At 68.3% G+C, this 22,918-nt stretch carries 20 protein-coding genes; 11 read left to right on the top strand and 9 right to left on the bottom strand.

The features are described from left to right. The first annotated feature begins 4 nt into the window (after positions 1 to 4). Positions 5 to 1,525 carry an efflux transporter outer membrane subunit gene (locus AB4850_RS29585; RefSeq protein WP_414442960.1) on the top strand — a complete coding sequence of 507 codons (1,521 nt, stop codon included), beginning with the start codon at positions 5 to 7 and terminating at the stop codon, positions 1,523 to 1,525. 172 nt (positions 1,526 to 1,697) lie between these two features. Here the strand turns inward: AB4850_RS29585 and AB4850_RS29580 are convergent, their stop codons facing one another. Beyond that, on the bottom strand, positions 1,698 to 3,071 hold the full coding sequence (locus tag AB4850_RS29580) for a nucleobase:cation symporter-2 family protein (RefSeq protein ID WP_414442959.1): 1,374 nt from the start codon (positions 3,069 to 3,071) through the stop codon (positions 1,698 to 1,700). Positions 3,072 to 3,634: 563 nt separating this feature from the next. Here AB4850_RS29580 and AB4850_RS29575 point away from each other — a divergent pair. Continuing rightward, positions 3,635 to 4,741 (top strand): S-(hydroxymethyl)glutathione dehydrogenase/class III alcohol dehydrogenase, encoded by a 1,107-nt coding sequence (locus AB4850_RS29575; RefSeq protein ID WP_414442958.1) that lies wholly within the window; start codon positions 3,635 to 3,637, stop codon positions 4,739 to 4,741. A 17-nt stretch (positions 4,742 to 4,758) separates the two neighbouring features. Next, the gene (fghA, locus tag AB4850_RS29570; protein WP_414442957.1) at positions 4,759 to 5,616 is read left to right on the top strand and encodes an S-formylglutathione hydrolase; all 858 of its coding nucleotides are present in this window, start codon (positions 4,759 to 4,761) and stop codon (positions 5,614 to 5,616) included. Positions 5,617 to 5,758: 142 nt separating this feature from the next. Here the strand turns inward: fghA and AB4850_RS29565 are convergent, their stop codons facing one another. Genes AB4850_RS29565 through AB4850_RS29550 form a run of 4 tightly spaced genes read right to left on the bottom strand, consistent with a single transcriptional unit; the run spans position 5,759 to position 8,912 of the window. Next, a complete protein-coding gene (locus AB4850_RS29565; RefSeq protein ID WP_414442956.1) occupies positions 5,759 to 6,553 on the bottom strand; it encodes a metal ABC transporter permease in 795 nt (264 codons plus the stop codon). After that, positions 6,546 to 7,454 carry an ABC transporter ATP-binding protein gene (locus AB4850_RS29560; RefSeq protein WP_414442955.1) on the bottom strand — a complete coding sequence of 303 codons (909 nt, stop codon included), beginning with the start codon at positions 7,452 to 7,454 and terminating at the stop codon, positions 6,546 to 6,548. The genes AB4850_RS29565 and AB4850_RS29560 overlap by 8 nt, the downstream gene beginning before the upstream one ends. 4 nt (positions 7,455 to 7,458) lie before the next feature. Further along, positions 7,459 to 8,382 (bottom strand): metal ABC transporter solute-binding protein, Zn/Mn family, encoded by a 924-nt coding sequence (locus AB4850_RS29555; protein WP_414442954.1) that lies wholly within the window; start codon positions 8,380 to 8,382, stop codon positions 7,459 to 7,461. Positions 8,383 to 8,441: 59 nt separating this feature from the next. Further along, a complete protein-coding gene (locus AB4850_RS29550; RefSeq protein ID WP_414442953.1) occupies positions 8,442 to 8,912 on the bottom strand; it encodes a Fur family transcriptional regulator in 471 nt (156 codons plus the stop codon). Between the two features lie 243 nt (positions 8,913 to 9,155). Between AB4850_RS29550 and AB4850_RS29545 the strand changes: the two genes are divergently transcribed. From AB4850_RS29545 to AB4850_RS29510, 8 genes are all read left to right on the top strand, one after another. After that, positions 9,156 to 9,932 carry an L-iditol 2-dehydrogenase gene (locus tag AB4850_RS29545; protein ID WP_414442952.1) on the top strand — a complete coding sequence of 259 codons (777 nt, stop codon included), beginning with the start codon at positions 9,156 to 9,158 and terminating at the stop codon, positions 9,930 to 9,932. A 4-nt stretch (positions 9,933 to 9,936) separates the two neighbouring features. After that, entirely contained in the window at positions 9,937 to 10,893 is a 957-nt protein-coding gene (locus AB4850_RS29540) for a sugar kinase (protein WP_414442951.1), read from the top strand. Further along, entirely contained in the window at positions 10,881 to 12,236 is a 1,356-nt protein-coding gene (locus tag AB4850_RS29535; RefSeq protein ID WP_414442950.1) for a D-tagatose-bisphosphate aldolase, class II, non-catalytic subunit, read from the top strand. The genes AB4850_RS29540 and AB4850_RS29535 overlap by 13 nt, the downstream gene beginning before the upstream one ends. A 70-nt stretch (positions 12,237 to 12,306) precedes the next feature. After that, entirely contained in the window at positions 12,307 to 13,635 is a 1,329-nt protein-coding gene (locus AB4850_RS29530; RefSeq protein ID WP_414442949.1) for an ABC transporter substrate-binding protein, read from the top strand. Between the two features lie 107 nt (positions 13,636 to 13,742). Further along, the gene (locus tag AB4850_RS29525) at positions 13,743 to 14,687 is read left to right on the top strand and encodes a carbohydrate ABC transporter permease (protein ID WP_414442948.1); all 945 of its coding nucleotides are present in this window, start codon (positions 13,743 to 13,745) and stop codon (positions 14,685 to 14,687) included. Next, positions 14,684 to 15,553: a carbohydrate ABC transporter permease gene (locus tag AB4850_RS29520; protein WP_414442947.1), complete on the top strand. Its 870-nt coding sequence runs from the start codon at positions 14,684 to 14,686 to the stop codon at positions 15,551 to 15,553. Before AB4850_RS29525 ends, AB4850_RS29520 begins: the two co-directional genes overlap by 4 nt. Continuing rightward, positions 15,550 to 16,263 (top strand): HAD family hydrolase, encoded by a 714-nt coding sequence (locus tag AB4850_RS29515; protein WP_414442946.1) that lies wholly within the window; start codon positions 15,550 to 15,552, stop codon positions 16,261 to 16,263. The genes AB4850_RS29520 and AB4850_RS29515 overlap by 4 nt, the downstream gene beginning before the upstream one ends. An 88-nt stretch (positions 16,264 to 16,351) precedes the next feature. Beyond that, complete coding sequence (locus AB4850_RS29510) at positions 16,352 to 17,464, top strand: ABC transporter ATP-binding protein (RefSeq protein WP_414442945.1); 1,113 nt, start codon at positions 16,352 to 16,354, stop codon at positions 17,462 to 17,464. 214 nt (positions 17,465 to 17,678) lie between these two features. Here AB4850_RS29510 and AB4850_RS29505 read toward each other — a convergent pair whose 3' ends face one another. The 4 genes from AB4850_RS29505 to kynA form a co-directional block, all read right to left on the bottom strand. Next, positions 17,679 to 18,626 carry a sugar-binding transcriptional regulator gene (locus tag AB4850_RS29505; protein WP_414442944.1) on the bottom strand — a complete coding sequence of 316 codons (948 nt, stop codon included), beginning with the start codon at positions 18,624 to 18,626 and terminating at the stop codon, positions 17,679 to 17,681. 61 nt (positions 18,627 to 18,687) lie between these two features. Then, the gene (gene xylB / locus AB4850_RS29500) at positions 18,688 to 20,169 is read right to left on the bottom strand and encodes a xylulokinase (protein ID WP_414442943.1); all 1,482 of its coding nucleotides are present in this window, start codon (positions 20,167 to 20,169) and stop codon (positions 18,688 to 18,690) included. Positions 20,170 to 20,338: 169 nt separating this feature from the next. After that, on the bottom strand, positions 20,339 to 21,730 hold the full coding sequence (gene dalD / locus AB4850_RS29495) for a D-arabinitol 4-dehydrogenase (RefSeq protein WP_414442942.1): 1,392 nt from the start codon (positions 21,728 to 21,730) through the stop codon (positions 20,339 to 20,341). A gap of 256 nt (positions 21,731 to 21,986) precedes the next feature. Next, complete coding sequence (gene kynA, locus AB4850_RS29490; RefSeq protein ID WP_414442941.1) at positions 21,987 to 22,901, bottom strand: tryptophan 2,3-dioxygenase; 915 nt, start codon at positions 22,899 to 22,901, stop codon at positions 21,987 to 21,989. Positions 22,902 to 22,918 lie beyond the last annotated feature (17 nt).

Below are 22,918 nucleotides of genomic sequence, written 5' to 3'. Positions count from 1 at the left end.
GACCATGCGAAAAATCGTTTTGACGGCTATGGCGTTTGCGCTCGTCGCTTCGGGCTGCACGATGGCGCCGCATTACAAGCGGCCCGATGCGCCCGTGTCGAGCTCGTTCCCGTCCGACGGCGTCTACGCGACGCAACCGGGTGCGAGCGACGCACGCAGCGCCCAAGACCAGGCGGCGCCGGATATCGGCTGGCGCAACTTCTTCGCCGATCCGCGCTTGCAGCAACTGATCGAATTGGCGCTGAAGAACAACCGCGACCTGCGTGTGTCGGTGCTCAATATCGAGGCGGCGCGCGCGCAGTATCAGATCACGCGCGCCGAACTGCTGCCGACGCTCGGCGGCACCGGCACCGGCTCGATCCAGCGGCTGCCGGCCGGTGTGTCGACCACGGGCGCTCCGCTGATTACGCGCACCTATAACGTCGGGCTTTCGGCGTCGTGGGAGCTGGACCTGTTCGGCCGAATCCAGAGCCTGAAGGATCAGGCGCTGGCGCAATATCTGTCGACGGCACAGGCCCGCAAGGCGCAGGAAATCTCGCTCGTCTCGCAGGTGGCGGATCAGTATCTGACGCTGCAATCGACCGACGACCTGCTGAAGGTCACGGAAGACACGCTGAAGAATGCGCAATCGTCCTACAACCTGACGAAGCTGCAGTTCGACAACGGCACCGGTTCGGAGCTGGACCTGCGCCAGGCGCAGACGGTGGTCGAACAGGCGCTGGCGAACCAGCAGGCGCAAGCCCGGGCACGCGCGCAAGCCGTGAACGCGCTGGTGCTGCTGGTCGGCGAGCCGCTGCCCGACGATCTGCCGGCCGGCCTGCCGCTGAACAACCAGAACCTGCTGACGGATATTCCGGCCGGCTTGCCGTCGGATCTGCTGACGCGCCGCCCCGACATCATGGAGGCCGAGCAAACATTGCGCGCGGCCAACGCGAACATCGGCGCGGCCCGTGCGGCGTTCTTCCCGAAGATCTCGCTGACGGCCGCGTTCGGCACGGCGAGCCCGACGCTGGGCGGCCTGTTCAAGGCCGGCACGGCGGCGTGGTCGTTCGCGCCGAACATCGCGCTGCCGATCTTCGAGGGCGGCTCGAACATCGCGAACCTCGATTTGGCGCATGTGCAAAAGCGCATCGAGATCGCGAACTACGAGAAGGCGATCCAGTCGGCGTTCAGCGAAGTGTCGAACGGCCTGGCGGCGCGCGGCACCTACGATCAGCAGATCGCGGCGCTGGCACGCAACGAGGAGGCGCAGCAGCGCCGTTACGATCTGTCGGACCTGCGCTACCGCAACGGTGTGGACAGCTATCTGACGGTGCTGACGGCGCAAACCGACCTGTACACGGCGCAAACCACACTGATCTCGGCACGCCTCGCGCGCTGGACCAACCTGGTGGACCTGTACCGTGCACTGGGCGGTGGCTGGATCGAGCAGACCGGCGATCAGCCGCGCGAAGCCGATGCGCCGGTGGATTACAGCAAGCAGGCCGCGCCCGCCGCACCGGCCTCGCAAGCCACGGCAGGCTGAACGCGGCGCCTGGCGCCGCGATCCGCTCGCAACTCGCTTGCAACGCGAAAACGCCCCGGAAGCCTCACGGCCTCCGGGGCGTTTTTCATGGCGGTGCCGCGCCGAGTCCCACCTATGAAAAACGCCCGGTAAAACCGGGCGTTTTCGTTCGAGCCGCCAACACTCGGTGCGATCAGTGCAGGTCGGCCGTGCGCCGTTCGAGATCCTTGCCGGCACGGCGAATTTCGCATTCGGCCTGCTTCTCGCTGCGCACGCCGTTGAACATCACATTGAGAATCACGGCCGACACCGACGCAAGCAGGATGCCGCTGTGCAGGATCGGCGCGAGCGCGCTCGGCAGCTTCGCGAAGAAGTGCGGCGACACCACCGGCACGAGCCCCAGCCCGATGCTGACGGCGACGATGAACAGGTTGTTGTGGTTGGCGACGAAGTCGACGCGCGACAGCGTCTTCACGCCGTTGGCGGCCACCATCCCGAACATCACGATGCCGGCGCCGCCGAGCACGAAGGCCGGCACCGAGGCGACGATCTGCGCCATCTTCGGGAACAGCCCGAGCAGCACCAGGATCACGCCGCCCGTCACGCACACGAAGCGGCTCTTCACGCCCGTCACGCCGACCAGCCCGACATTCTGCGAGAACGAGGTGTGCGGGAACGAGTTGAAGATGCCGCCGATCAGCGTGCCGAGGCCGTCCACGCGCAGGCCGCGCACCAGCGCCTGCTGATCGACCGGCCGGTCGACCATGTCGCCGACCGCGAGGAACATGCCGGTCGATTCGATGAACGTGACGAACATCACGATCACCATGGTCGCGATCGAGAGCGTGTCGAAGTGCGGCATGCCGAAATGGAACGGCATCACGAAGCCGACCCACGGCGCGGCCGTCACGCCGTCGAGATCCACCCGGCCGAGCGCCAGCGCGATCCCGAAGCCGGCCACGATGCCGAGCAGCACCGCGATGTTCGAGACGAAGCCGCGGCCGAACTTGTTGATCAGCAGGATCAGCACGAGCACCAGCAGCGACAGGCCGAGGAACAGCGGGTTGCCGTATTCGGGGTTGCCCACGCCGCCGGCCGCCCAGTTGATGCCGACGCCCATCAGCGACAGCCCGATCACGGCGATCACCGTGCCGACCACCACCGGCGGGAAGAACCGCAGCAGCTTGCCGATCACCGGCGCGATCACGATGCCGATCACCCCGGCCGCGATGGTCGAGCCGAACACGTCGAGAATGCCGAGGCTAGGATTGGTGCCGATCGCCACCAGCGGGCCGACCGAGGCGAACGTGCAGCCCATGATGACGGGCAGGCGGATGCCGAAGATCCACACGCCGAGCGTTTGAATCAGCGTCGCGATGCCGCATGCGAACAGATCGGCGCTGATCAGGAACGCCACCTGATCCTTCGGCAGCTTCAGGGCGCTGCCGATGATGAGCGGCACGGCGACGGCGCCGGCATACATCACCAGAACGTGTTGCAGACCCAGCGTGACGAGCTTGCCGGCGGGCAGGATTTCGTCGCACGGATGGACCGTGTTGGATTGCATCTGTCTCACTCCATGATCGTGTAATCGGTGTGGTGTGACGTTATGCGGATCGCTGCACGCCAACAAGAGCACTGGGCGCTATTCCGCGATTTGCAGGCGGGATATGCGATTTTCGCGAGCGGATGCGGGGAAATCATGGTGGGCGGGCGGCAGGAGTGGGATTCACGGAATTTATATCCAGTCAAAAACCGCGCGACGCTGTCGCCAAATATCGACACGGTTATGGTCTGTATCGCTCTTGGCGAATAGAGGCTTTTTGCACCGTCGCAATGGCTGGATGGGTAAACCCCAGCCGGCGCGGATTTTCATGGGGCCGGATCGTTTTGAGGCATGGCTTGCCGGCGCGCTTTTTCCTCATCGTTTTCGATGCCGGCATGCGACGCGGCGCGACATCGATTCGTCGCGTGGCGCCATGCCGGTTTTGGCAATGGGCGTTTACACTTCCGGCTGGTTCCGGCCGTGCCGAGGGGTGCATGCGTGCCGCGTCCGGACAGGAAATCCCCAGTTGCCGCCCGGGGCGCATCGCGCGCGGCGGGCAACATCACCGACAAGGAGCAGCAACGATGAAGACGAAAGCCGCGATTGCATGGAAGGCCGGTGCGCCGCTGACGATCGAGGAAGTGGATCTGGCCGGCCCGCGTGCCGGCGAGGTGCTGATCGAGGTGAAGGCGACGGGGATCTGCCACACCGATTACTACACGATGTCGGGCGCCGATCCGGAAGGCATCTTCCCGGCGATCCTCGGCCATGAGGGCGCGGGCGTGGTGGTGGATGTCGGCCCCGGCGTGGGCACGGTGCGCAAGGGCGATCACGTGATCCCGCTCTACACGCCGGAGTGCCGCGAGTGCAAGTTCTGCCTGTCGCGCAAGACCAACCTGTGCCAGAAGATCCGCGCCACCCAGGGCAAGGGCCTGATGCCCGACGCCACGTCGCGCTTCTCGATCGACGGCAAGCCGATCTTCCACTACATGGGCACCTCCACGTTCTCGAACTACATCGTCGTGCCGGAAATCGCCGTGGCGAAGATCCGCGAGGACGCCCCGTTCGACAAGGTCTGCTACATCGGCTGCGGCGTGACCACCGGGGTGGGCGCGGTGGTCTACTCGGCCAAGGTGGAAGCGGGCGCCAACGTGGTGGTGTTCGGCCTGGGCGGCATCGGCCTGAACGTGATCCAGGGCGCGAAGATGGTGGGCGCCGACAAGATCATCGGCGTGGACATCAACCCGGCGCGCGTCGAGCTGGCGAAGAAGTTCGGCATGACGCACTTCATCAACCCGAAGGACGTGGAGAACGTGGTCGATCACATCGTCCAGTTGACCGACGGCGGCGCGGATTACTCGTTCGAGTGCATCGGCAACGTCACGACCATGCGCCAGGCGCTCGAGTGCACGCACAAGGGCTGGGGCCAGTCGTTCATCATCGGCGTGGCGGCGGCCGGCCAGGAAATCAGCACGCGTCCGTTCCAGCTCGTCACGGGCCGCGAATGGAAGGGCTCGGCGTTCGGCGGCGCGCGCGGCCGCACCGACGTGCCGAAGATCGTCGACTGGTACATGGAAGGCAAGCTCAATATCGACGACCTGATCACCCACACGATGCCGCTCGAGAAGATCAACGAGGGCTTCGACCTGATGAAGAAGGGCGAGTCGATCCGCTCCGTCGTGCTGTACTGACCCGCGAGGCCGCGACCATGTTCGAACTCGTTTCGTCGCATGCCGCCTTCGGCGGCGAGCAGCGCTTCTATCGCCACGATTCCTCCACCATCGGCCTGCCGATGAAGTTCTCGGTGTACCTGCCGCCGTCGGCGGTGCACGACGAGACGCGCGTGCCGGCGCTGTTCTTCCTCGCGGGCCTGACCTGCACCGAGGAAACCTTCATGATCAAGGCCGGCGCGCAGCGCTTCGCCGCCGAGCACGGCATCGCGCTGATCACGCCCGATACCAGCCCGCGCGGCGCGGGCGTGCCGGGCGAGGCCGATGCGTGGGATTTCGGCGTGGGCGCGAGCTTCTATCTCGACGCCACCGCCGAGCCGTGGGCCAGGCATTACCGGATGGAGAGCTACATCGTCGACGAGTTGCGCGCGCTGGTGCTCGGTGCGCTGCCGATCGACGGCACGCGGCTCGGCATCTTCGGCCATTCGATGGGCGGCCACGGCGCGCTGACGCTGGCGCTGCGCCATCCGGGCGTGTGGCGTTCGGTGTCGGCGTTCGCGCCGATCGTCGCGCCGACGCGCTGCCCGTGGGGCGAGAAGGCGTTCGCCGGTTATCTCGGCGACGATCGCGAGGCGTGGAAGGAGCATGACGCCACCGAGCTGGTCGCGCGCCGCGATGCGCCGCGCTACGCCGACGGCATCCTGATCGATCAGGGCCTGGCCGATCAGTTCCTCGCCAAGCAGCTCAATCCGGATCTGTTCGAGGCGGCCTGCCGCGAGGCCGGGCAGCCGCTCACGCTGCGCAGCCACGAAGGCTACGATCACGGCTACTACTTCATCTCGACGTTCATCGCCGATCACATCGCGCATCACGCGAAGACGCTGCTGGCCGAATAAGCGGAATCAGCCGGTAGGCAGAAAGGACAAAGCCCGCGGCACGAGCGATCGTGCCGCGGGCTTTTTCATGCCCCGCGAGGCGATGGCGGCGCGGGCTTCGGGCGTTCGGCTCGGTGCGGCTGCCGGCTATCGTCCGGCTGCTTCACGCGACGGCGCGATGCCGTCCGGCCAGGCTCGCCGCATAGGCCAGCGCCGACAGCGCCGTGATCCAGAAGCTGGTCGGCCAGTCGGTGTAATAGGCCAGCGTCACGCCGAACCACGCTTCGCCGAGCGCGAACAGCGCCGCGAGCGCGACGCCGGTGGACAGCCGCGTGCTGAGGTTCTGCGCAGCGGCGGCCGGGCCGACCAGCAGCGTGAACACCAGCAGCACGCCGACGATCTGCGTGCAGGCCGCGACGGCCAGCGCGCAGATCGCCAGGAACAGCACCGACACGAGCCGCAGCGACACGCCCTTGGCTTCGGCCAGCTCGGGTTGCAGCGAGGCGAACACCAGCGGGCGCAGGATCGCGGCCAGCGCGATCAGGCTGACCGCGCCGATGCCGGCCAGCACCATCAGCGTGCCGTGGCTCACGCCGAGCACGTTGCCGAACAGCAGTGCCGTGACCTGGGTGGCGTAGCTCGTATAGAAATGCAGGAACAGCAGCCCCGCGCCGAGCGCGAGCGACAGCGTCACGCCGATCGCCACGTCGCGGCCCGCGAGCCGCTCGCCGAGCGCGCCCATCGCGATGCCGGCCGCGAGCGTGAAGCCCACCATGCCCCAGATCGGCGACACGCCGAGCAGCACCGCGCCGGTCGCACCGGTGAAGCCGACGTGCGACAGCGCATGGCCGGCGAAGGTCTGCCCGCGCATCACGAGGAAATAGCCCACCACGCCGGCCAGCACCGCGACGATGCCCGACGCGATGAACGCGTTGACCATGAATTCGTATTCAAACATCGTGCTGGTGTCCGCCGTGCGAGTGACCGGAGTGGCTGGAGTGGCCGTGGCCGCCATGCGAGTGCGAATGACCGTGCGCGTGGCCGTGCCCGCCGTCGTCCTCGTGTTCGTGATCGTGTTTTTCCACTTCGACGTCGCCCGACATCACGAAGATGCGGCCGTTCACGCGCATCACGTCGATCGGCGAGCCGTACAGGCGCGACAGCACCGGCTTGGTGATCACTTCATCGACCGTGCCGAGCGCGGCCGTGCCGTTGCCGAGATAGAGCACGCGGTCGAGCGCGTTGAGCAGCGGATTCAGTTCGTGCGCGGAGAACAGCACGGTGATGCCGAGCTCCTGCTGCACGCGCCGCACCAGCTCGACCACGCCGCGCTGATGGTGCGGATCGAGGCTGATCAGCGGCTCGTCGAGCAGCAGCAGCTTCGGTGTGCCGAGCAGGCATTGCGCGAGCAGCAGGCGTTGGCGCTCGCCGCCCGACAGCTCGAACAGCGGGCGCCGGGCCAGCGCCGTGGCGCCCACCAGTTCGAGCACGCGCGCGACATCGGCGCGGGTTTCGCGGTTGACGCTCGGCAGGCCCCAGCGATGGCCGTCGGCCGCCATCGCGACGAAATCGTAGCCGCGCACGCGGCGCCCGGCCAGCGCGCTGCGGATCTGCGGCATGTAGCCGATGGCGGGATTGCCGCGCGCCACCGGCGCGCCGGCCACCGAGATGGCGCCCTGCGCGGCCGGCACGAGGCCGAGCACGGCGCGCATCAGGGTGGTCTTGCCGGCGCCGTTCGGACCGAGCACGCCGACGAATTCGCCGGCGTCCAGGGTCAGGCTCACGTCGCGCAGGATCGTGCGTCCGCCCAGTTCGAGCGTGACGCGATCGAGTGCGAGCGCGGGTTGGGATGCGGTCATGGAATCAATGTTTGGCCAGCGCGGCGCTCAGCGCATCGAGCTGCGTGAGCATCCACTGCTGGAAGTTCTTGCCGGCCGGTTCCGTCTCGGTGACGCTGAAGGTGGGCACCGAGGCGTCCTTCGCGATCTTCAGCATCCGCTTCGTCATCGGCTCCTCGGCCTGGCTGTTGTAGATGAGCGCCTTCACCTTGCGGTTGCGCAGGTCGCTCTCGAACGCGGCGATGTCCGACGCGCTGGCTTCCGTGTCGTTCATGGTGGCGAGCTGGAAGCTCAGGTTGCGCATCTCGAGGCCGATCGCGTCCGACATGTAGCCGAACACCGGCTCGGTGGCCGTGACCGGCACGCCCTTGTACTGCGCGCGCAGCGCGGCGACCTTCGCGTCGATCGGCTTGAGCGAGGCGAGGAAGCCGGCGAGGTTCGCGTCGTACTGGGCCTTGTGGGCCGGATCGGCTTCGGACAGCGCCGCGCCGATCGCCTTCGCGGCAGCCGGCATGGTGGCGGGATCGTACCAGAGATGCGGGTTGTCGCCGGGCTTCTTGCCGACCAGATCGGCCACCACGATGGCCTTGCGCGTGGCGTTCTTCGAGGCGGACAGCAGCTTGCCCATCCACGGGTCGTAATCGGCGCCGTTGTAGACCACCAGGTTCGCGTGCTGGAGCGCGCGCGCGGTTTTCGGGCTGGCTTCGAACAGGTGCGGATCCTGATCGGGATTGCTGAGGATGCTGGACACGGCGACGTTCGCCCCGCCGATCTGCTTGACCACATCGCCGTAGAAATTCTCGGCGGCCACCACCTGCACCTTGGCGGTCTGGGCGAGGGCCGGCGCGGCCGGTGCGGCGAGCGAGAGCGCGGCGCAGCCGGCGGCAAGCCAGCGGGTCAGACGGAAACGGGCGCGCAGCGGCGCGCGCGACGAGGCGGCGAAGGTCATGCTTGGTCCTTGACGGGATGGGCAAACCGCACGCCCGGACGGGCGCGCGGCGGGGCGGGTCACGCGTGGGGCGTGCCCTTCGGATGGGTCTTGCATTCGCCGCACAGGCCGGTCAGCTCGACCACCTGGCGATGCATCTCGAAGCCGTGAGCCGATTCGCAGGACGAGAGCTGGTGCGCCAGGTCGGCGCCCGGAATCTCGACCGTGTCGCCGCACGAGTCGCAGATCAGGAACTGGCCTTGATGGGGCGGTCCGATCTCGCAGCAGGCGAGGAAGGCATTCTTCGATTCGATGCGATGGATGAAACCGTGCTCGACGAGAAAGTCGAGCGCGCGATAGACGGTGGTGGGCGGCATCCGGCCGCGCTCGGGCGCCAGTTCGCCGATCAGGTCGTAGGCGCCGATCGGCCGCTGGGCGGCCAGCACCTTTTCATACACCTGGCGGCGCAACGGGGTCCACGTCAGCCCGTGTTCGGCGGCAAACGCATCGGCGCGGGCGAGGCGGGCTTGCAGGGGTGAGGTCGAGGCCATGGCAGGGCACCAGTCGGGACGATGAAAAGTGAATGATATAACGTATCTCGCGAATCTGCATGAAGTGCGGCAACAAGCGGCTGCGCGCGATGCGGCAGCGCATCATCGAAAGCGGCGTTTTCGCCTTGACAGCACCGGCCCGGTATCCGATTATTCGATCGCAATCTGAGCAAATGATCATTCACTGAGCGTTAGCTCGCTGAATGCCAAATGAAACGACGAATAACGATATCGGAGACACTCGTGAGATTGCAGGACAAGGTCGCGATTTTGACGGGCGCCGCGAGCGGCATCGGCGAGGCAGTCGCCCAGCGCTATCTGGACGAGGGCGCACGCTGCCTGCTCGTCGACCTGAAGCCGGCGAGCGGTTCGCTCGCGGCGTTGATCGAGGCGCATCCCGAGCGCGCCGTCGCCATCACGGCCGACGTGACGCAGCGCGAGGACATCGCGCGGATCGTCGCCAGCGCCGTGGAGCGCTTCGGCGGCGTCGACATCCTGTTCAACAACGCGGCGCTGTTCGACATGCGCCCGCTGCTCGACGAATCCTGGGACGTGTACGACCGCCTGTTCGCGGTCAACGTGAAGGGCCTGTTCTTCCTGATGCAGGCCGTGGCGCAGCGGATGGTGGAGCAGGGCCGCGGCGGCAAGATCGTCAACATGTCGTCGCAGGCGGGCCGCCGCGGCGAGGCACTCGTTTCGCACTACTGCGCAAGCAAGGCCGCCGTGCTCAGTTACACGCAATCGGCCGCGCTGGCGCTCGCGCCGCACCGGATCAACGTCAACGGCATCGCGCCGGGCGTGGTGGACACCCCGATGTGGGAGCAGGTCGATGCGCTGTTCGCGCGCTACGAAAACCGTCCGCTCGGCGAGAAGAAGCGCCTGGTGGGCGAGGCGGTGCCGCTCGGCCGCATGGGCCTGCCCGCCGACCTGACCGGCGCGGCGCTGTTCCTCGCGTCGGCCGATGCCGATTACATCACCGCCCAGACGCTCAATGTCGACGGCGGCAACTGGATGAGCTGACGCCATGGCCGAGATCGTCGTCGCCGGCGAGCTGCTCGCCGAATTCGTGGCCCTGAAGCGCGGCCAGGGTTTTGCGGAGCCCGGTGAGTTCGTCGGCCCGTTCCCGAGCGGCGCGCCGGCCATCTTCGCCGATCAGGCGGCCCGGCTCGGCGCCTCGGTGGCCTACGCGGGCTGTGTGGGGCGCGACGCGTTCGGCGATGCGATCGTCGCGCGGCTCGAATCGCACGGCGTCGAATCGCGCGCGATCCGGCGCGTGGCGCGGCCCACCGGCCTGGCGTTCGTCGCCTATCGCGACGACGGCAGCCGCCAGTTCGTCTACAGCATCGACGGCAGCGCCTCGGCCATGCTGGAGGCCGCCGACGTGACGGCCGGGATGTTCGAGGGCTGCCGCTATTACCACGTGATGGGCTCGTCGCTGACCAGCGAGAACGCGATCGCCGCGATCAAGCACGGCGTGATCGAGGCGGCGCGGGTGGGCGCGAAGATCTCGTTCGATCCGAACGTGCGCCCCGAGATGCTGTCGTTCAAGCCGATGCGCGCCGCGCTCGAAGCCTTGCTCGATGCCTGCCACCTGTTCCTGCCGAGCGAAGCCGACCTGCCGTTCTTCTGCGGCCCGCAGGCGCCCGAGCGCGCGATCGCCGGGCTGCTCGCCACGCGGCCGCTACTGGAGCGCGTGGTGCTCAAGCGTGGCGCGGCCGGCAGCACCTCGTATGACCGCCAGGGGCAGACCGAAGTGGGCGGCTACGACACCACCGAGGTCGATCCGACCGGCGCCGGCGATTGTTTCGGCGGCACGCTGGTGGCGAGCCTGATCCAGGGCTGGCCGATCGACGCGGCGCTGTCGCGCGCCAACGCGGCCGGTGCGCTGGCGGTGGCCAAGGTCGGCCCGATGGAGGGCAACAGCTCGCCCGCCGACATCGTCGCGTTCCTGACCCAGCGAGGTGTCGCATGTCCGGCCTGAGTTCCGTGGCGGCACCGCGCGTGACCGCCGATGCGGGCCGCACGCTCGGCGCGATCTTCGACGCGAACCGCGCGGGCGCGGTGCGCGGCATCTATTCGGTTTGCAGCGCCCATACGCTGGTGCTCGAGGCAGCGTTCGAGGCCGCGCGCGACGACGGCTCGCCGTTGCTGATCGAGGCCACCTGCAACCAGGTCAATCATCACGGCGGCTACACCGGCCTCACGCCGGCCGATTTCCGCCGCGAGGTCGAGGCGCTGGCGCGGCGCACCGGCTTCCCCGTCGAGCGGCTCGTGCTCGGCGGCGATCACCTCGGCCCGAACCCGTGGCGGCACCTGCCCGCCAAAGACGCGATGCAGGAAGCCGCGACGATGGTGGCCGGCTACGTGGCCGCCGGTTTCACGAAGATCCATCTCGACGCCAGCATGGCCTGCGCCGACGACGTCGCGCCGCTGTCCGACACCGTGGTGGCCGAGCGCGCCGCGCGCCTGTGCGCCGCCGCCGAGGCCGCGGCCGAAGCGGCCGGCACCGCGCCGGTGTACGTGGTGGGCACCGAAGTGCCGGTGCCGGGCGGCGAGACTGCCGGCGAGGGCGATGCCGCCGCCGGCCCGATGTCGCACATCAAGGTGACGCGTGCGGACGCCGTGCGCGTGACGCTCGACGCCCATCGCGACGCGTTCGCGCGCTACGGGCTCGACGCCGCGTGGTCGCGCACGGTGGCGGTGGTCGCGCAGCCGGGTGTGGATTTCGACGATCGCCAGGTGCTCGACTACGCGCCGACGAAAGCGGCCGCGCTGGCCGCCAGCATTCTCGATACGCCGCGCTTCGTGTTCGAGGCGCATTCCACCGATTACCAGACCGAGGCCGCGCTCGCGGCGCTGGTGCGCGATCACTTCGCGATCCTGAAGGTCGGCCCGGGCCTCACGTTCGCATTGCGCGAGGCGCTGTTCGCGTTGTCGTACATCGAGGACGCGCTGGTGGACGATACTGCCCGCTCGCGGTTGCGCGACGTGGTGGACGACGCGATGCGCGCGCGCCCCGAACACTGGGCGCCGTACTACCGTGGCGACGAAGCCGCGCAGCGCCTCGCGCGCCAGTTCAGCTATAGCGACCGGATCCGCTATTACTGGCTGCAGCCCGCCGTGGCCGCCGCGGTGGAGCGCCTGTTCGCGAACCTCGCGCGGCACGCGCCGCCCGAGACGCTGGTGGCGCAATGGCTGCCGGATGTCTACGAGGCGCGCCGTTCGCACGCGCTCGGCGACGACGCCGCCGCCTGGGTCCGGTTCCGGATCCGCCAGACGATTGCCCGCTACGCTCGCGCGTGCGGGATGCAGCAAGACGGGTGAGGCCACGCGCCTGCTCGATCGACGACAGACCGTAGACGACAATCGATAACACAGACACAGGAGACATGCCATGCAAGGACAGACGCTCATCGCCGCCGCCGTGCGACTTCTCGCCGGCGCCGCGCTCGCCTCGTCGGCGCTCGCCGCGCAGGCGGCGACGCTGACCATCGCGACGCTGAACAACCCCGACATGATCGAGTTGAAGAAGCTGTCGCCGGCGTTCGAGAAAGCGAACCCCGACATCAAGCTCAACTGGGTAATCCTCGAGGAGAACGTGCTGCGTCAGCGCGCGACCACCGACATCACCACCGGCAGCGGCCAGTTCGACGTGATGGCGATCGGCACCTACGAGGCGCCGCAATGGGGCAAGCGCGGCTGGCTCTCGCCGATGACGGGCCTGGCCGCCGACTACGATCTGAACGACGTGGTGAAGACGGCGCGCGATTCGCTGTCGTACAACGGCCAGCTCTACGCGCTGCCGTTCTACGTCGAAAGCTCGATGACCTACTACCGCAAGGATCTGTTCGCGGCCAAGGGCCTCAAGATGCCCGATCAGCCGACCTACGACCAGATCGAGCAGTTCGCCGACAAGCTGACCGACAAGGCCAACGGCACCTACGGCATCTGCCTGCGCGGCAAGGCCGGCTGGGGCGAGAACATGGCCTACGTGTCGACGCTCGTGAACACCTACGGCGGCCGCTGGTTCGACGAGAACTGGAACGCGCAGATCACCTCGCCGGAATGGAAGAAGGCGATCACGTTCTACGTGAACCTGCTGAAGAAGGACGGCCCTCCGGGCGCCAGCTCGAACGGCTTCAACGAAAACCTGACGCTGACCGCCTCGGGCAAGTGCGCGATGTGGATCGACGCGACGGTCGCGGCCGGCATGCTCTACAACAAGCAGCAGTCGCAGGTGGCCGACAAGATCGGCTTCGCGGCCGCGCCGGTGGCCGTCACGCCGAAGGGTTCGCACTGGCTGTGGGCCTGGGCGCTGGCGATCCCGAAGACGTCGAAGCAGCAGGACGCCGCCAAGAAGTTCATCACCTGGGCGACCTCGAAGCAGTACGTGGAAGCGGTGGGCAAGGACGAAGGCTGGGCCTCGGTGCCTCCGGGCACGCGTCAGTCGACCTACGCACGCCCCGAGTACAAGGCCGCCGCGCCGTTCTCGGATTTCGTGCTGAAGGCGATCGAGACGGCCGATGTCAACGATCCGTCGCTGAAGAAGGTGCCGTACACGGGCGTGCAGTACGTCGGGATTCCTGAATTCCAGTCGTTCGGCACGGTGGTGGGCCAGTCGATCGCGGGTGCGGTGGCGGGCCAGATGACGGTCGATCAGGCGCTGGCTGCCGGCCAGGCCGCCGCCGACCGCGCGGTGCGCCAGGCCGGCCTCAAGAAGTAAGGCCGCCTCGCTGCCGTCATGCGCGATCCGGCCGCGGCCGGATCGCAACGCTGCGGCGCGCGCCGGGCCTCGCCCGGCCGCCCGCACGAGATTCGAGAGGTCCGAGCATGCGACACCTACGTCTTCCCTTTCATTCCACGGCGCCCATGACCGATACGTCTCCCGCTTCCTCCGAGTCCGCGCGCGGCAAGCCCGCCCGCTGGCTCGTCACGCCGTCGGTGGCGGTGCTGCTGCTGTGGATGTCGATTCCGCTGGCGATGACGATCTGGTATTCGTTCACGCGCTACAACCTGCTGAACCCCGATGAAAAGGGTTTCGCCGGCCTCGACAACTACCATTACCTCGCCACCGATCCGTCGTTCCTGCCGGCGATCTGGCACACGCTGGTGCTGATCGTGGCGGTGCTGGCGATCACGGTGATCGGCGGCGTGCTGATGGCCGTGCTGTTCGACCGCAAGTTCTACGGGCAGGGCATCGCGCGCCTGCTCGCCATCGCGCCGTTCTTCGTGATGCCGACCGTCTCGGCCCTGATCTGGAAGAACATGATCCTGAACCCGGTGTACGGGCTGATCGCGCACGTGATGCGCGCGTTCGGCATGGCGCCGATCGACTGGTTCGCCGATTACCCGCTGGCCGCCGTGGTGATGATCGTCGCGTGGCAATGGCTGCCGTTCGCATTCCTGATCCTGTTCACGGCGATTCAGTCGCTCGACCAGGAACAGAAGGAAGCCGCGCGCATCGACGGCGCCGGCCCGATCGCGATGTTCTTCTACATCACGCTGCCGCACCTGAAGCGCGCGATCGCCGTGGTGGTGATGATGGAAACCATCTTCCTGCTGTCGATCTTCGCCGAAATCTACACGACGACGGGCGGTGGCCCGGGCAACGCCACCACCAACCTGTCCTACCTGATCTATGCGCTGGGCCTGCAGCAGTTCGACGTCGGTCTCGCTTCCGCCGGCGGCATCCTGGCCGTGGTGCTGGCGAACGTGGTGTCGTTCTTCCTGGTGCGGATGCTCGCCAAGAACCTCAAAGGGGAGTACGAAGCATGAGCGACCTGAGCGTAACCCAAGCCGCGGCCGCCGCGCCGCGCAAGACCGGCGGCGGCCTCGACAAGCTCGGCCGCGCGATTCCCGGCGTGCTGGCCTGGCTGATCGCGCTGCTGCTGTTCTTCCCGATCTTCTGGATGGCGATCACCGCGTTCAAGACCGAGCAGCAGGCGTATTCGATGTCGCTGATCTTCACGCCGACGCTCGACAGCTTCCGCGAGGTGTTCGCGCGCAGCAACTACTTCGGCTTCGCCTGGAACTCGATCCTGGTGTCGGTGGGCGTGACCGTGTTGTGCCTGCTGCTGGCGGTGCCGGCCGCCTATGCGATGGCGTTCTTCCCGACCAAGCGCACGCAGAAGGTCCTGCTGTGGATGCTGTCGACCAAGATGATGCCGTCGGTGGGCGTGCTGGTGCCGATCTACCTGCTCTGGAAAAACTCGGGACTCCTCGATACCGTCAGCGGCCTGGTGATCGTCTACACGCTGATCAATCTGCCGATCGCGGTGTGGATGACGTTCACGTATTTCGCCGAGATTCCGCGCGACATCCTCGAAGCGGGCCGTATCGACGGCGCCACCACCTGGCAGGAGATCGTCTACCTGCTGATGCCGATGTCGCTGCCGGGCCTGGCGTCCACCTCGCTGCTGCTGGTGATCCTGTCGTGGAACGAGGCGTTCTGGAGCATCAACCTGACCAGCTCCAACGCCGCGCCGCTGACCGTGTTCATCGCGTCGTACTCCAGCCCCGAAGGCCTGTTCTGGGCCAAGCTGTCGGCGGCCTCGTTGCTGGCGGTCGCGCCGATCCTGATCGTCGGCTGGCTGTCGCAGAAGCAACTGGTGCGTGGCCTCACGTTCGGGGCGGTCAAATGAGCCTGCCCAACGCGAACGGAACGGGCGGCCGCGACCGCCTGCTGATCTGCGATTGCGACGGTGTCCTGATCGACAGCGAAGCGGTGGCGGCCGGCGTGCTGGTGCGCGAGCTGGAAGCGCGCTGGCCCGGCGTCGAGGTGCGGCCGATCGTGATGCCGCTGCTCGGCCTGCGCACCGAGCGCGTGCTCGAAAGCGCGGCCGCGCAGGCCGGGCGCACGCTCGACGCGAACGAGGTGGCGGCGATCCGCACGGCGGTCGAGCGCGCCGCGGTGCTGGCGCCGGCGGTGGACGGCATCGACGCCGCGCTCGACGCCATCGCGCTGCCGATCGCCTGCGCGAGCAACAGCAATCGCGCCTACGTGGAAGCGGCGCTCACGCGCACCGGCCTGAAGCGGCACTTCGGCGAGCGGCTGTTCTGCGCCGACAGCGTCGAGCGGCCGAAGCCCGCGCCGGACGTCTATCTGGCCGCCGCGCACACGCTCGGCTTCGCGCCGGCGCACTGCCTGGTGGTGGAGGACAGCGCCACCGGCATCACGGCCGCGGCCGCGGCCGGCATGACGGTGATCGGCTTCATCGGCGGCGGGCACGCCTCGTCGTCGCAGGTCGATGCGTTGCGCGCGATCGGCGCGCGCCACGTGTTCGACCGCATGGATGCGCTGCCGGAGCTGGTCGCGCAATGGATCGCGACGGGCACCGTGCCGGCGCAATGAATGCAGGGACGGGCGCGGGCAACACCGCCGCGCACGTCGAACCGGCCGCACCGCTCACGGGCGGCCGTCAATGGAGCGGAGACAAATCATGGCAAGCGTGCTTCTGCGCAATATCGGCAAGCGCTACGACGACAACGAAGTGCTGAGCAATGTGAACCTCGACATCGCCGATGGCGAGTTCGTGGTGTTCGTCGGCCCGAGCGGCTGCGGCAAATCCACGCTGATGCGGATGATCGCGGGGCTGGAGGACATTTCCGGCGGCGACCTGATGATCGACGGCGTGCGCGTGAACGAGATGCCCAGCGCCAAGCGCGGCATCGCGATGGTGTTCCAGTCCTATGCGCTCTATCCGCACATGACGCTGTACGACAACATGGCGTTCGGCCTGAAGCTGGCCGGCGCGAAGAAGCCCGAGATCGATGCGGCCGTGCGCAATGCGGCGAAGATCCTGCACATCGATCACCTGCTGGAGCGCAAGCCCAAGCAGTTGTCGGGCGGCCAGCGCCAGCGCGTGGCGATCGGCCGCGCGATCACGCGCAAGCCGAAGGTGTTTCTGTTCGACGAACCGCTGTCGAACCTCGACGCCGCGCTGCGCGTGAAGATGCGCCTCGAATTCGCGCGCCTGCACGACGAGCTGAAGACCACGATGATCTACGTGACTCACGATCAGGTCGAGGCGATGACGCTGGCCGACAAGATCGTGGTGCTGTCGGGCGGCAACGTGCAGCAGGTCGGCAGCCCGAACACGCTGTATCACGCGCCGGCCAACCGCTTCGTGGCGGGTTTCATCGGCTCGCCGAAGATGAACTTCCTCGAAGGCGTGGCGCAGGCCGTGTCGGCCGACGAAGTGACGGTGCGCTTCGAATCGGGCGAGACGCAGCGCGCGGCGGTGCGCACCGGCACGCTGAAGACGGGCGACAAGGTCACGGTCGGCATTCGCCCCGAGCATCTGCAGGTCGGCGTGGCCGAGGGCGAGGGCGTGGCGGTCAAGACCATGGCCGTGGAGTCGCTCGGCGATTCGGCCTACCTGTATGCCGAATCGGCGGTCGCGCCGGACGGCATGATCGCGCGCATTCCGCCGCTCGAAACGCATCGCCCGGGCACGATCCTGCGCGTGCAGACCGCGCCCGAGCATTGCCATCTGTTCGACGCGCAAGGGCTGGCGTTCGAGCGCTGTTCGCCGCACGCGAAGGCGGCGTAATATTCGGTGAGTGGCGGGGCCGGGGTTCCGACTGCGTCATGCCAACGACAGGGCCGCGCGAGGGTTGCGCGGCCTTGTCATTGGTGCGGCCTGTCGGGCGTGGGCGTGGGCATGAGCGAGCGCACATGAAAAACGGCGGCCACGTCGATGACGTGTGCCGCCGTTCTCGTCGTTGCCGGTGCTTCGATCCGGCCGCGGCCGCCATCGGCCCGATTCAGTCCGCCAGCGCCGCCCGCGCGCAGCTCTCGTCGGTCACGATGCCCGACAGCCAGCCGCCGCGCAGCGCGGCCAGCACGGCCGCCTGCTTGCGCGGGCCGCCCGCGAAACCGATGGTCGGCCGGCGCGGCGGCGCGTCGAGCGGCACGCTCGTCACGCGCGCGGTGGACGGCGTGATGACGCGCGCGCCGCGCGCGTCCATCGGCAGCCCGACCATCTCGGCCACCGAGCCGTATTCCATCATCTCGTTCAGCTCGTCGGCCGTGATGAAGCCGTCGACGTGCAGCGGACAATCGATGCCCACGTTGCCGATCCCGACGAAGGCCACGTCGGCGTCGGCCGTCAGTTGCTCGACGATCCGGTACAGCCGGTGATTGCACCACTGCGCGCGCTCGGCCTCGTTGTCGGCGATCAGCGGCGCGGGCAGCAGGAAGTGCTTGCCGCCGGTTTTCTCGGAGATGTGCTGCGCGACGTCGTACGGGTTCGACGAGCCGTCCTGCGCGATCGCGCCGACCATCGACACGAGCCGGTGCTGCGGCCGCTCGATCTGCGCGATCTGCGCCACGGCCGCCTTCAGCGTGCGGCCGCTGCTGACCGCGATCACCATCGGCCGTTCCTCGTTGATGTAGCGCTCCATGACCTGCGCGCCGGCCACGGCCAGCTTGCGGTCGATCGAATCGGGCGTGTCGGCGTCGATCGGCACCACCTCGCAGAGCGACAGGCCGTAGCGCTTAGACAGTTGCGCGGCCAGGTCGAGGCAATCGGCCACGCGGTGATCGACGCGCACGCGGATCAGGTTCTTCTCGACCGCGAACGCAACCAGCCGCTGCGCGACCGGCCGCGACACCTGCAACTTCTCGGCGATCTCGTTCTGCGTGTCGCCGGCCACGTAATAGAGCCAGGCGGCGCGCGTGGCGAGATCGAGTTTTTCGGATGACTTGGACACGGTGCGAGGTCGCTCGGAACGGGGGCGGGCGGAAAAGGTAGCGATCCTATCGCAATCGGCGTCAGGCGAGACGCGGGCGCGACGGTTCGAACAGCGGCCGGACGTGGCGGTACAGCGCGCGGTAGGTCTCGAGCCGCTCGCGCAGCCGCGCGTGGCGGGCCGCATCGGGGGCGTACTCGGCCGACAGCGGCGGCTTGGTCAGCACTTGCGACGGATCGCCGCCGTCCGCCAGCCAGCCGAGCCGTGCCGCGCCGAGCGCCGCGCCGGTCGCGCCGCCGCCGAGCTGGTGGGTGCGCACGTCGAGCGCGTCGGCCACCAGTTGCGCCCAATACGCGCTGCGCGCGCCGCCGCCGATCAGCGCCAGCGAGCCGGTTTCTGAGCCGGCCGCCACCAGCGCGTCGTGGCCGTCGGCGATCGCCAGCGTCACGCCTTCGAGCACCGCGTAGCCGAGCCGCGCGCGGTCGGTGCCGTGCGTCATGCCGTAGAACACGCCCTGCGCGTACGGATCGTTGTGCGGCGTGCGCTCGCCCGACAGGTAGGGCAGGAAGATCGGCGCGTCGGCCAGTTCGGCCGGATCGAGCGCGGCCACCTCGGCGATCAGCGTGGGCTCGTCGGTCGAGGTCAGCTTGCAGACCCAGCGCAGGCAACTGGCGGCCGACAGCACCACGCTCATCTGTTGCCAGCGGTTCGGGATCGCGTGGCAGAACGCGTGCACGGCCCGTTCGGGATAGGGCATGAAGCGGTCGCCGACGATGCTGAGCACGCCCGAGGTGCCGAGCGAGACGAAGCCGTCGCCGGGCTGGGTCGCGCCGATGCCGAGCGCGCTGGTGGCGTTGTCGCCGCCGCCGCCTGCCACCACGATGCCGTCCTTCAAACCCAGTTCGCGCGCTACGTCGCCGCGCAGCGTGCCCGACGGCGCGTTGCCCTCGATCACGCGCGGCATCTGATCGCGCGTCATGCCGCCGGCCTCCAGCAGTGTGTCGGACCAGTCGCGGCGCGCCACGTCGAGCCACAGCGTGCCGGCCGCGTCCGACGGGTCGGACACGCGGTTGCCGGTCAGCCGCAGCCGCAGGTAATCCTTCGGCAGCAGCACGCAGGCGATGCGGCGGAACACGTCCGGTTCGTGACGGGCCACCCACATCAGCTTCGGCGCCGTGAAACCGGGCATCGCGAGGTTGCCGGCGAGCCGGTGCAGGTCGGGCGCGCGTTCGGTCAGCGCGGTGCATTCCTCGTCGCTGCGCATGTCGTTCCACAGGATCGCGGGCCGCAGCACGCGATCCTCGCGATCGAGCAGCACCGCGCCGTGCATCTGGCCCGACAGGCCGATGCCGCGCACCTGCGCATATTCGGATGGGTGACGCTCGCGCAGCGCGGCCAGCGCCGCGCAGGTGCCGGCCCACCAATCCTCGGGCTGTTGCTCGGCCCAGCGCGGATGCGCGCGCGTGACGGTAAACGGCGTACCCGCCGTGCCGACGACGGTGCCGTCGGGGGAAAGCAGCAGCACCTTGACTTCCGAGGTGCCGAGATCGATGCCGAGATACATGATGGGCGGAAACAGTCCGTCGTCAGAGAGTCGCTACTGTAGCCGCGCGCCGTGGCCGGTGCCAATGCCGGATGACCCGGACACGGCGCCGGCCGCCGGGGCTGTCCGCGCCGGTTCGGCACGCGGGCAACGGCGACGGGGCGTGGGGTAATGCGGGGTCAATGCAGGATCAGGATGCGGCGCGCCACGCGTCGACGCGCGCCAGCCCGGCGCGCAGCGCGTGCAGCAGGCGCGCGTCGCCCGCCAGCGAACCCCACAGCCCGCGATCGGCGGCCAGCGTGGCCACCGGATCGTCGGCCGCGACGATCGCGCGCGCCACGCCCGGGTCCATCACGCCATCCTGGTATGCGTACGGCAGCAGGCCCTGTGCCCAGCGTTCGAGGAAGCGCAGGAACAGCGTCGGCAGCACGGCGGTCGACACCGGGTCGGCGCCGCGTGCGAAGCAGTCGGCGAAGGTCGGCGCGATGAAGCCGGGGATCTTCGAGAAGCCGTCGGCGGCCACGCGCTGGTTGGTGTCGAGGATGTACGGATTGCCGAAGCGCTCCAGCACCACGTCGCGGTAGCGCGCCAGATCGAGCGGGCTCGGCGTGAGCGACGGGATCACGTCGTCGCTCACGTAGGCGTGCGCGAGCGCGCGGATCGCCGGGTCGTGGGTGCCTTCGTGGATATACGACAGTCCCGCCAGCGTGCCGGCCCAGGCGATGCAGCTGTGGGTGGCGTTGAGGATGCGGATCTTCGCTTCCTCGTACGGATGCACGTCGTCCACCATTTCCGCGCCGGCCTTTTCCCAGGCCGGGCGGCCGGCCACGAAGCGATCCTCGATCACCCACTGGATGAACGATTCGCCCATCACCGGGCAGGCGTCGTCCATGCCGGTGGCGGCCTTCACGCGCTCGGCCACGTCGGGCGTGGGGCGCGGCGTGATGCGATCGACCATCGCGCTCGGGCACGACACGTTCGCGTCGAACCAGGCCAGCAGGTCGGTCAGGCCGCGCCGTTCGAGGAATTCGCGCATGCCGGCCTCGAAGCGCGCGCCGTTGCTGCGCAGGTTGTCGCAGCTTTGCAGCGTGACCGGGCCGCCCGCGCGCGCCTGCCGTTCGGCCAGCAGCGCGGCCAGCGCACCGTAGATGGTGGTGCGCGCGCCTTGCAGGTCGGCGGCCAGGTCGGGGTTGCCGGCGTCGAGCCGGTTGTGTTCGTCGAGGTAATAGCCGCCTTCGGTCACCGTGAACGAGACGATCCGGCAGGACGGGTCCGCGCCGGCCTCGATCAGCGCGCGCAGGTCGATCGACCAGGGCAGCACGCGCGAGATCGAGCGGATCGCCTCGTAGGTGCGCTCGCCGGCCGGCGTCACGGTTTCGAGCGTGTAGACGCCCTGCTGCGCGGCCAGCGCGTCCATCGTCGCCTGCATGTCGTCGCGGATGTTGGCGACCGCGAGCGACCAGCGCTCGTGCGGTGCGGCGGCTTCGTTGACGCGGTGCAGATACCAGGCCTGATGGGCGCGGTGAAAGGACCCGGCGCCGATGTGGAGGATCACAGGCGCGGCGGTCGGCGAAGGATTCATCCGTTGTCTCCTTGTGGCCGGTCACGGCCTTGTTAAGATCATTTGCTCGCTTTGTGAACGAATGATCATGTTCGGGCCTGCGAAAGTCAAGGCGGAACGCGCGGATTTCGATGCTGCGCTGCGGCGTGAGGCGAGATGTGACGCGGGACGGGAAGCGGGGCGGAAGCGGCGGGACGGAAGAAGCGGCGGGCGGCGCGGGCAGGGCGCCCGCGCGATCGGCTTGCGATGCGTGCCGCGCGGGCACGCTGGTGGAGCGTTACAGCGTGGTGCGCACGTGCCACAGCTCGGGGAACAGGACCACGTCGAGCATCTTGCGCAGATACGGCGCGCCGTTGGTGCCGCCGGTGCCCTGCTTGAAGCCGATGATGCGCTCGACCGTGGTGACGTGACGGAAGCGCCATTGGCGGAACGCGTCTTCCAGGTCGACCAGTTCCTCGGCCATTTCGTACAACTGCCAGTGCGCCGACGGATCGCGATAGACCGCCAGCCAGGCCGCCTCGACCGACGCGTCGTGCTCGGTCGGCCCGCGCCAGTCGCGATCGAGCCGCTCGGGCGCGATCGCGAAGCCGCGCCGCGCGAGCAGGCGCACCACCTCGTCGTACAGCGACGGCGCGTCGAGCGTGGCCTCGACTTGCGCGAGGATGTCGGGGCGGTGCGCGTGCGGCTTGAGCATCTGCGCGTTCTTGTTGCCGAGCAGGAATTCGAGCTGGCGATACTGATACGACTGGAAGCCCGACGACGCCCCCAGATACGGCCGCATCGCCGAATACTCCGATGGCGTCATGGTGGCCAGCACGTTCCAGGCTTGCACCAATTGTTCGAGGATTCGCGAGACGCGCGCCAGCATCTTGAAAGCCGGCGGCAGCGCGTCGCCGCGAATCGAATCGAGCGCGCCGCGCAATTCGTACAGCGCGAGCTTCATCCACAGCTCGCTGGTCTGATGCTGGATGATGAACAGCATCTCGTTGTGGTCGGGCGAGAGCGGGTGCTGCGCGTTGAGGATCGGCGTCAGCGACAGGTAATCGCCGTAGCTCATGGACTTCGAGAAGTCGAGCTGGGCCTCGTGCCAGCCTTCGCCGTGGGCGGCGGGCTCGGCCGGCGCGCCCGAGAACGGGCAGCGCGGCGGGGCGCCGGCCCCGGCTCCGTTCGGGGCCGATTGATCAGGATTCACGATGAAATGCTCCAGAG

Origin of the sequence: Burkholderia sp. 22PA0106 (assembly GCF_047497155.1) — a bacterium.
GTDB lineage: Bacteria > Pseudomonadota > Gammaproteobacteria > Burkholderiales > Burkholderiaceae > Burkholderia.
Note: the sequence above shows the minus strand (reverse complement) of the source record. Positions and strands in the feature narration are given on the sequence as shown.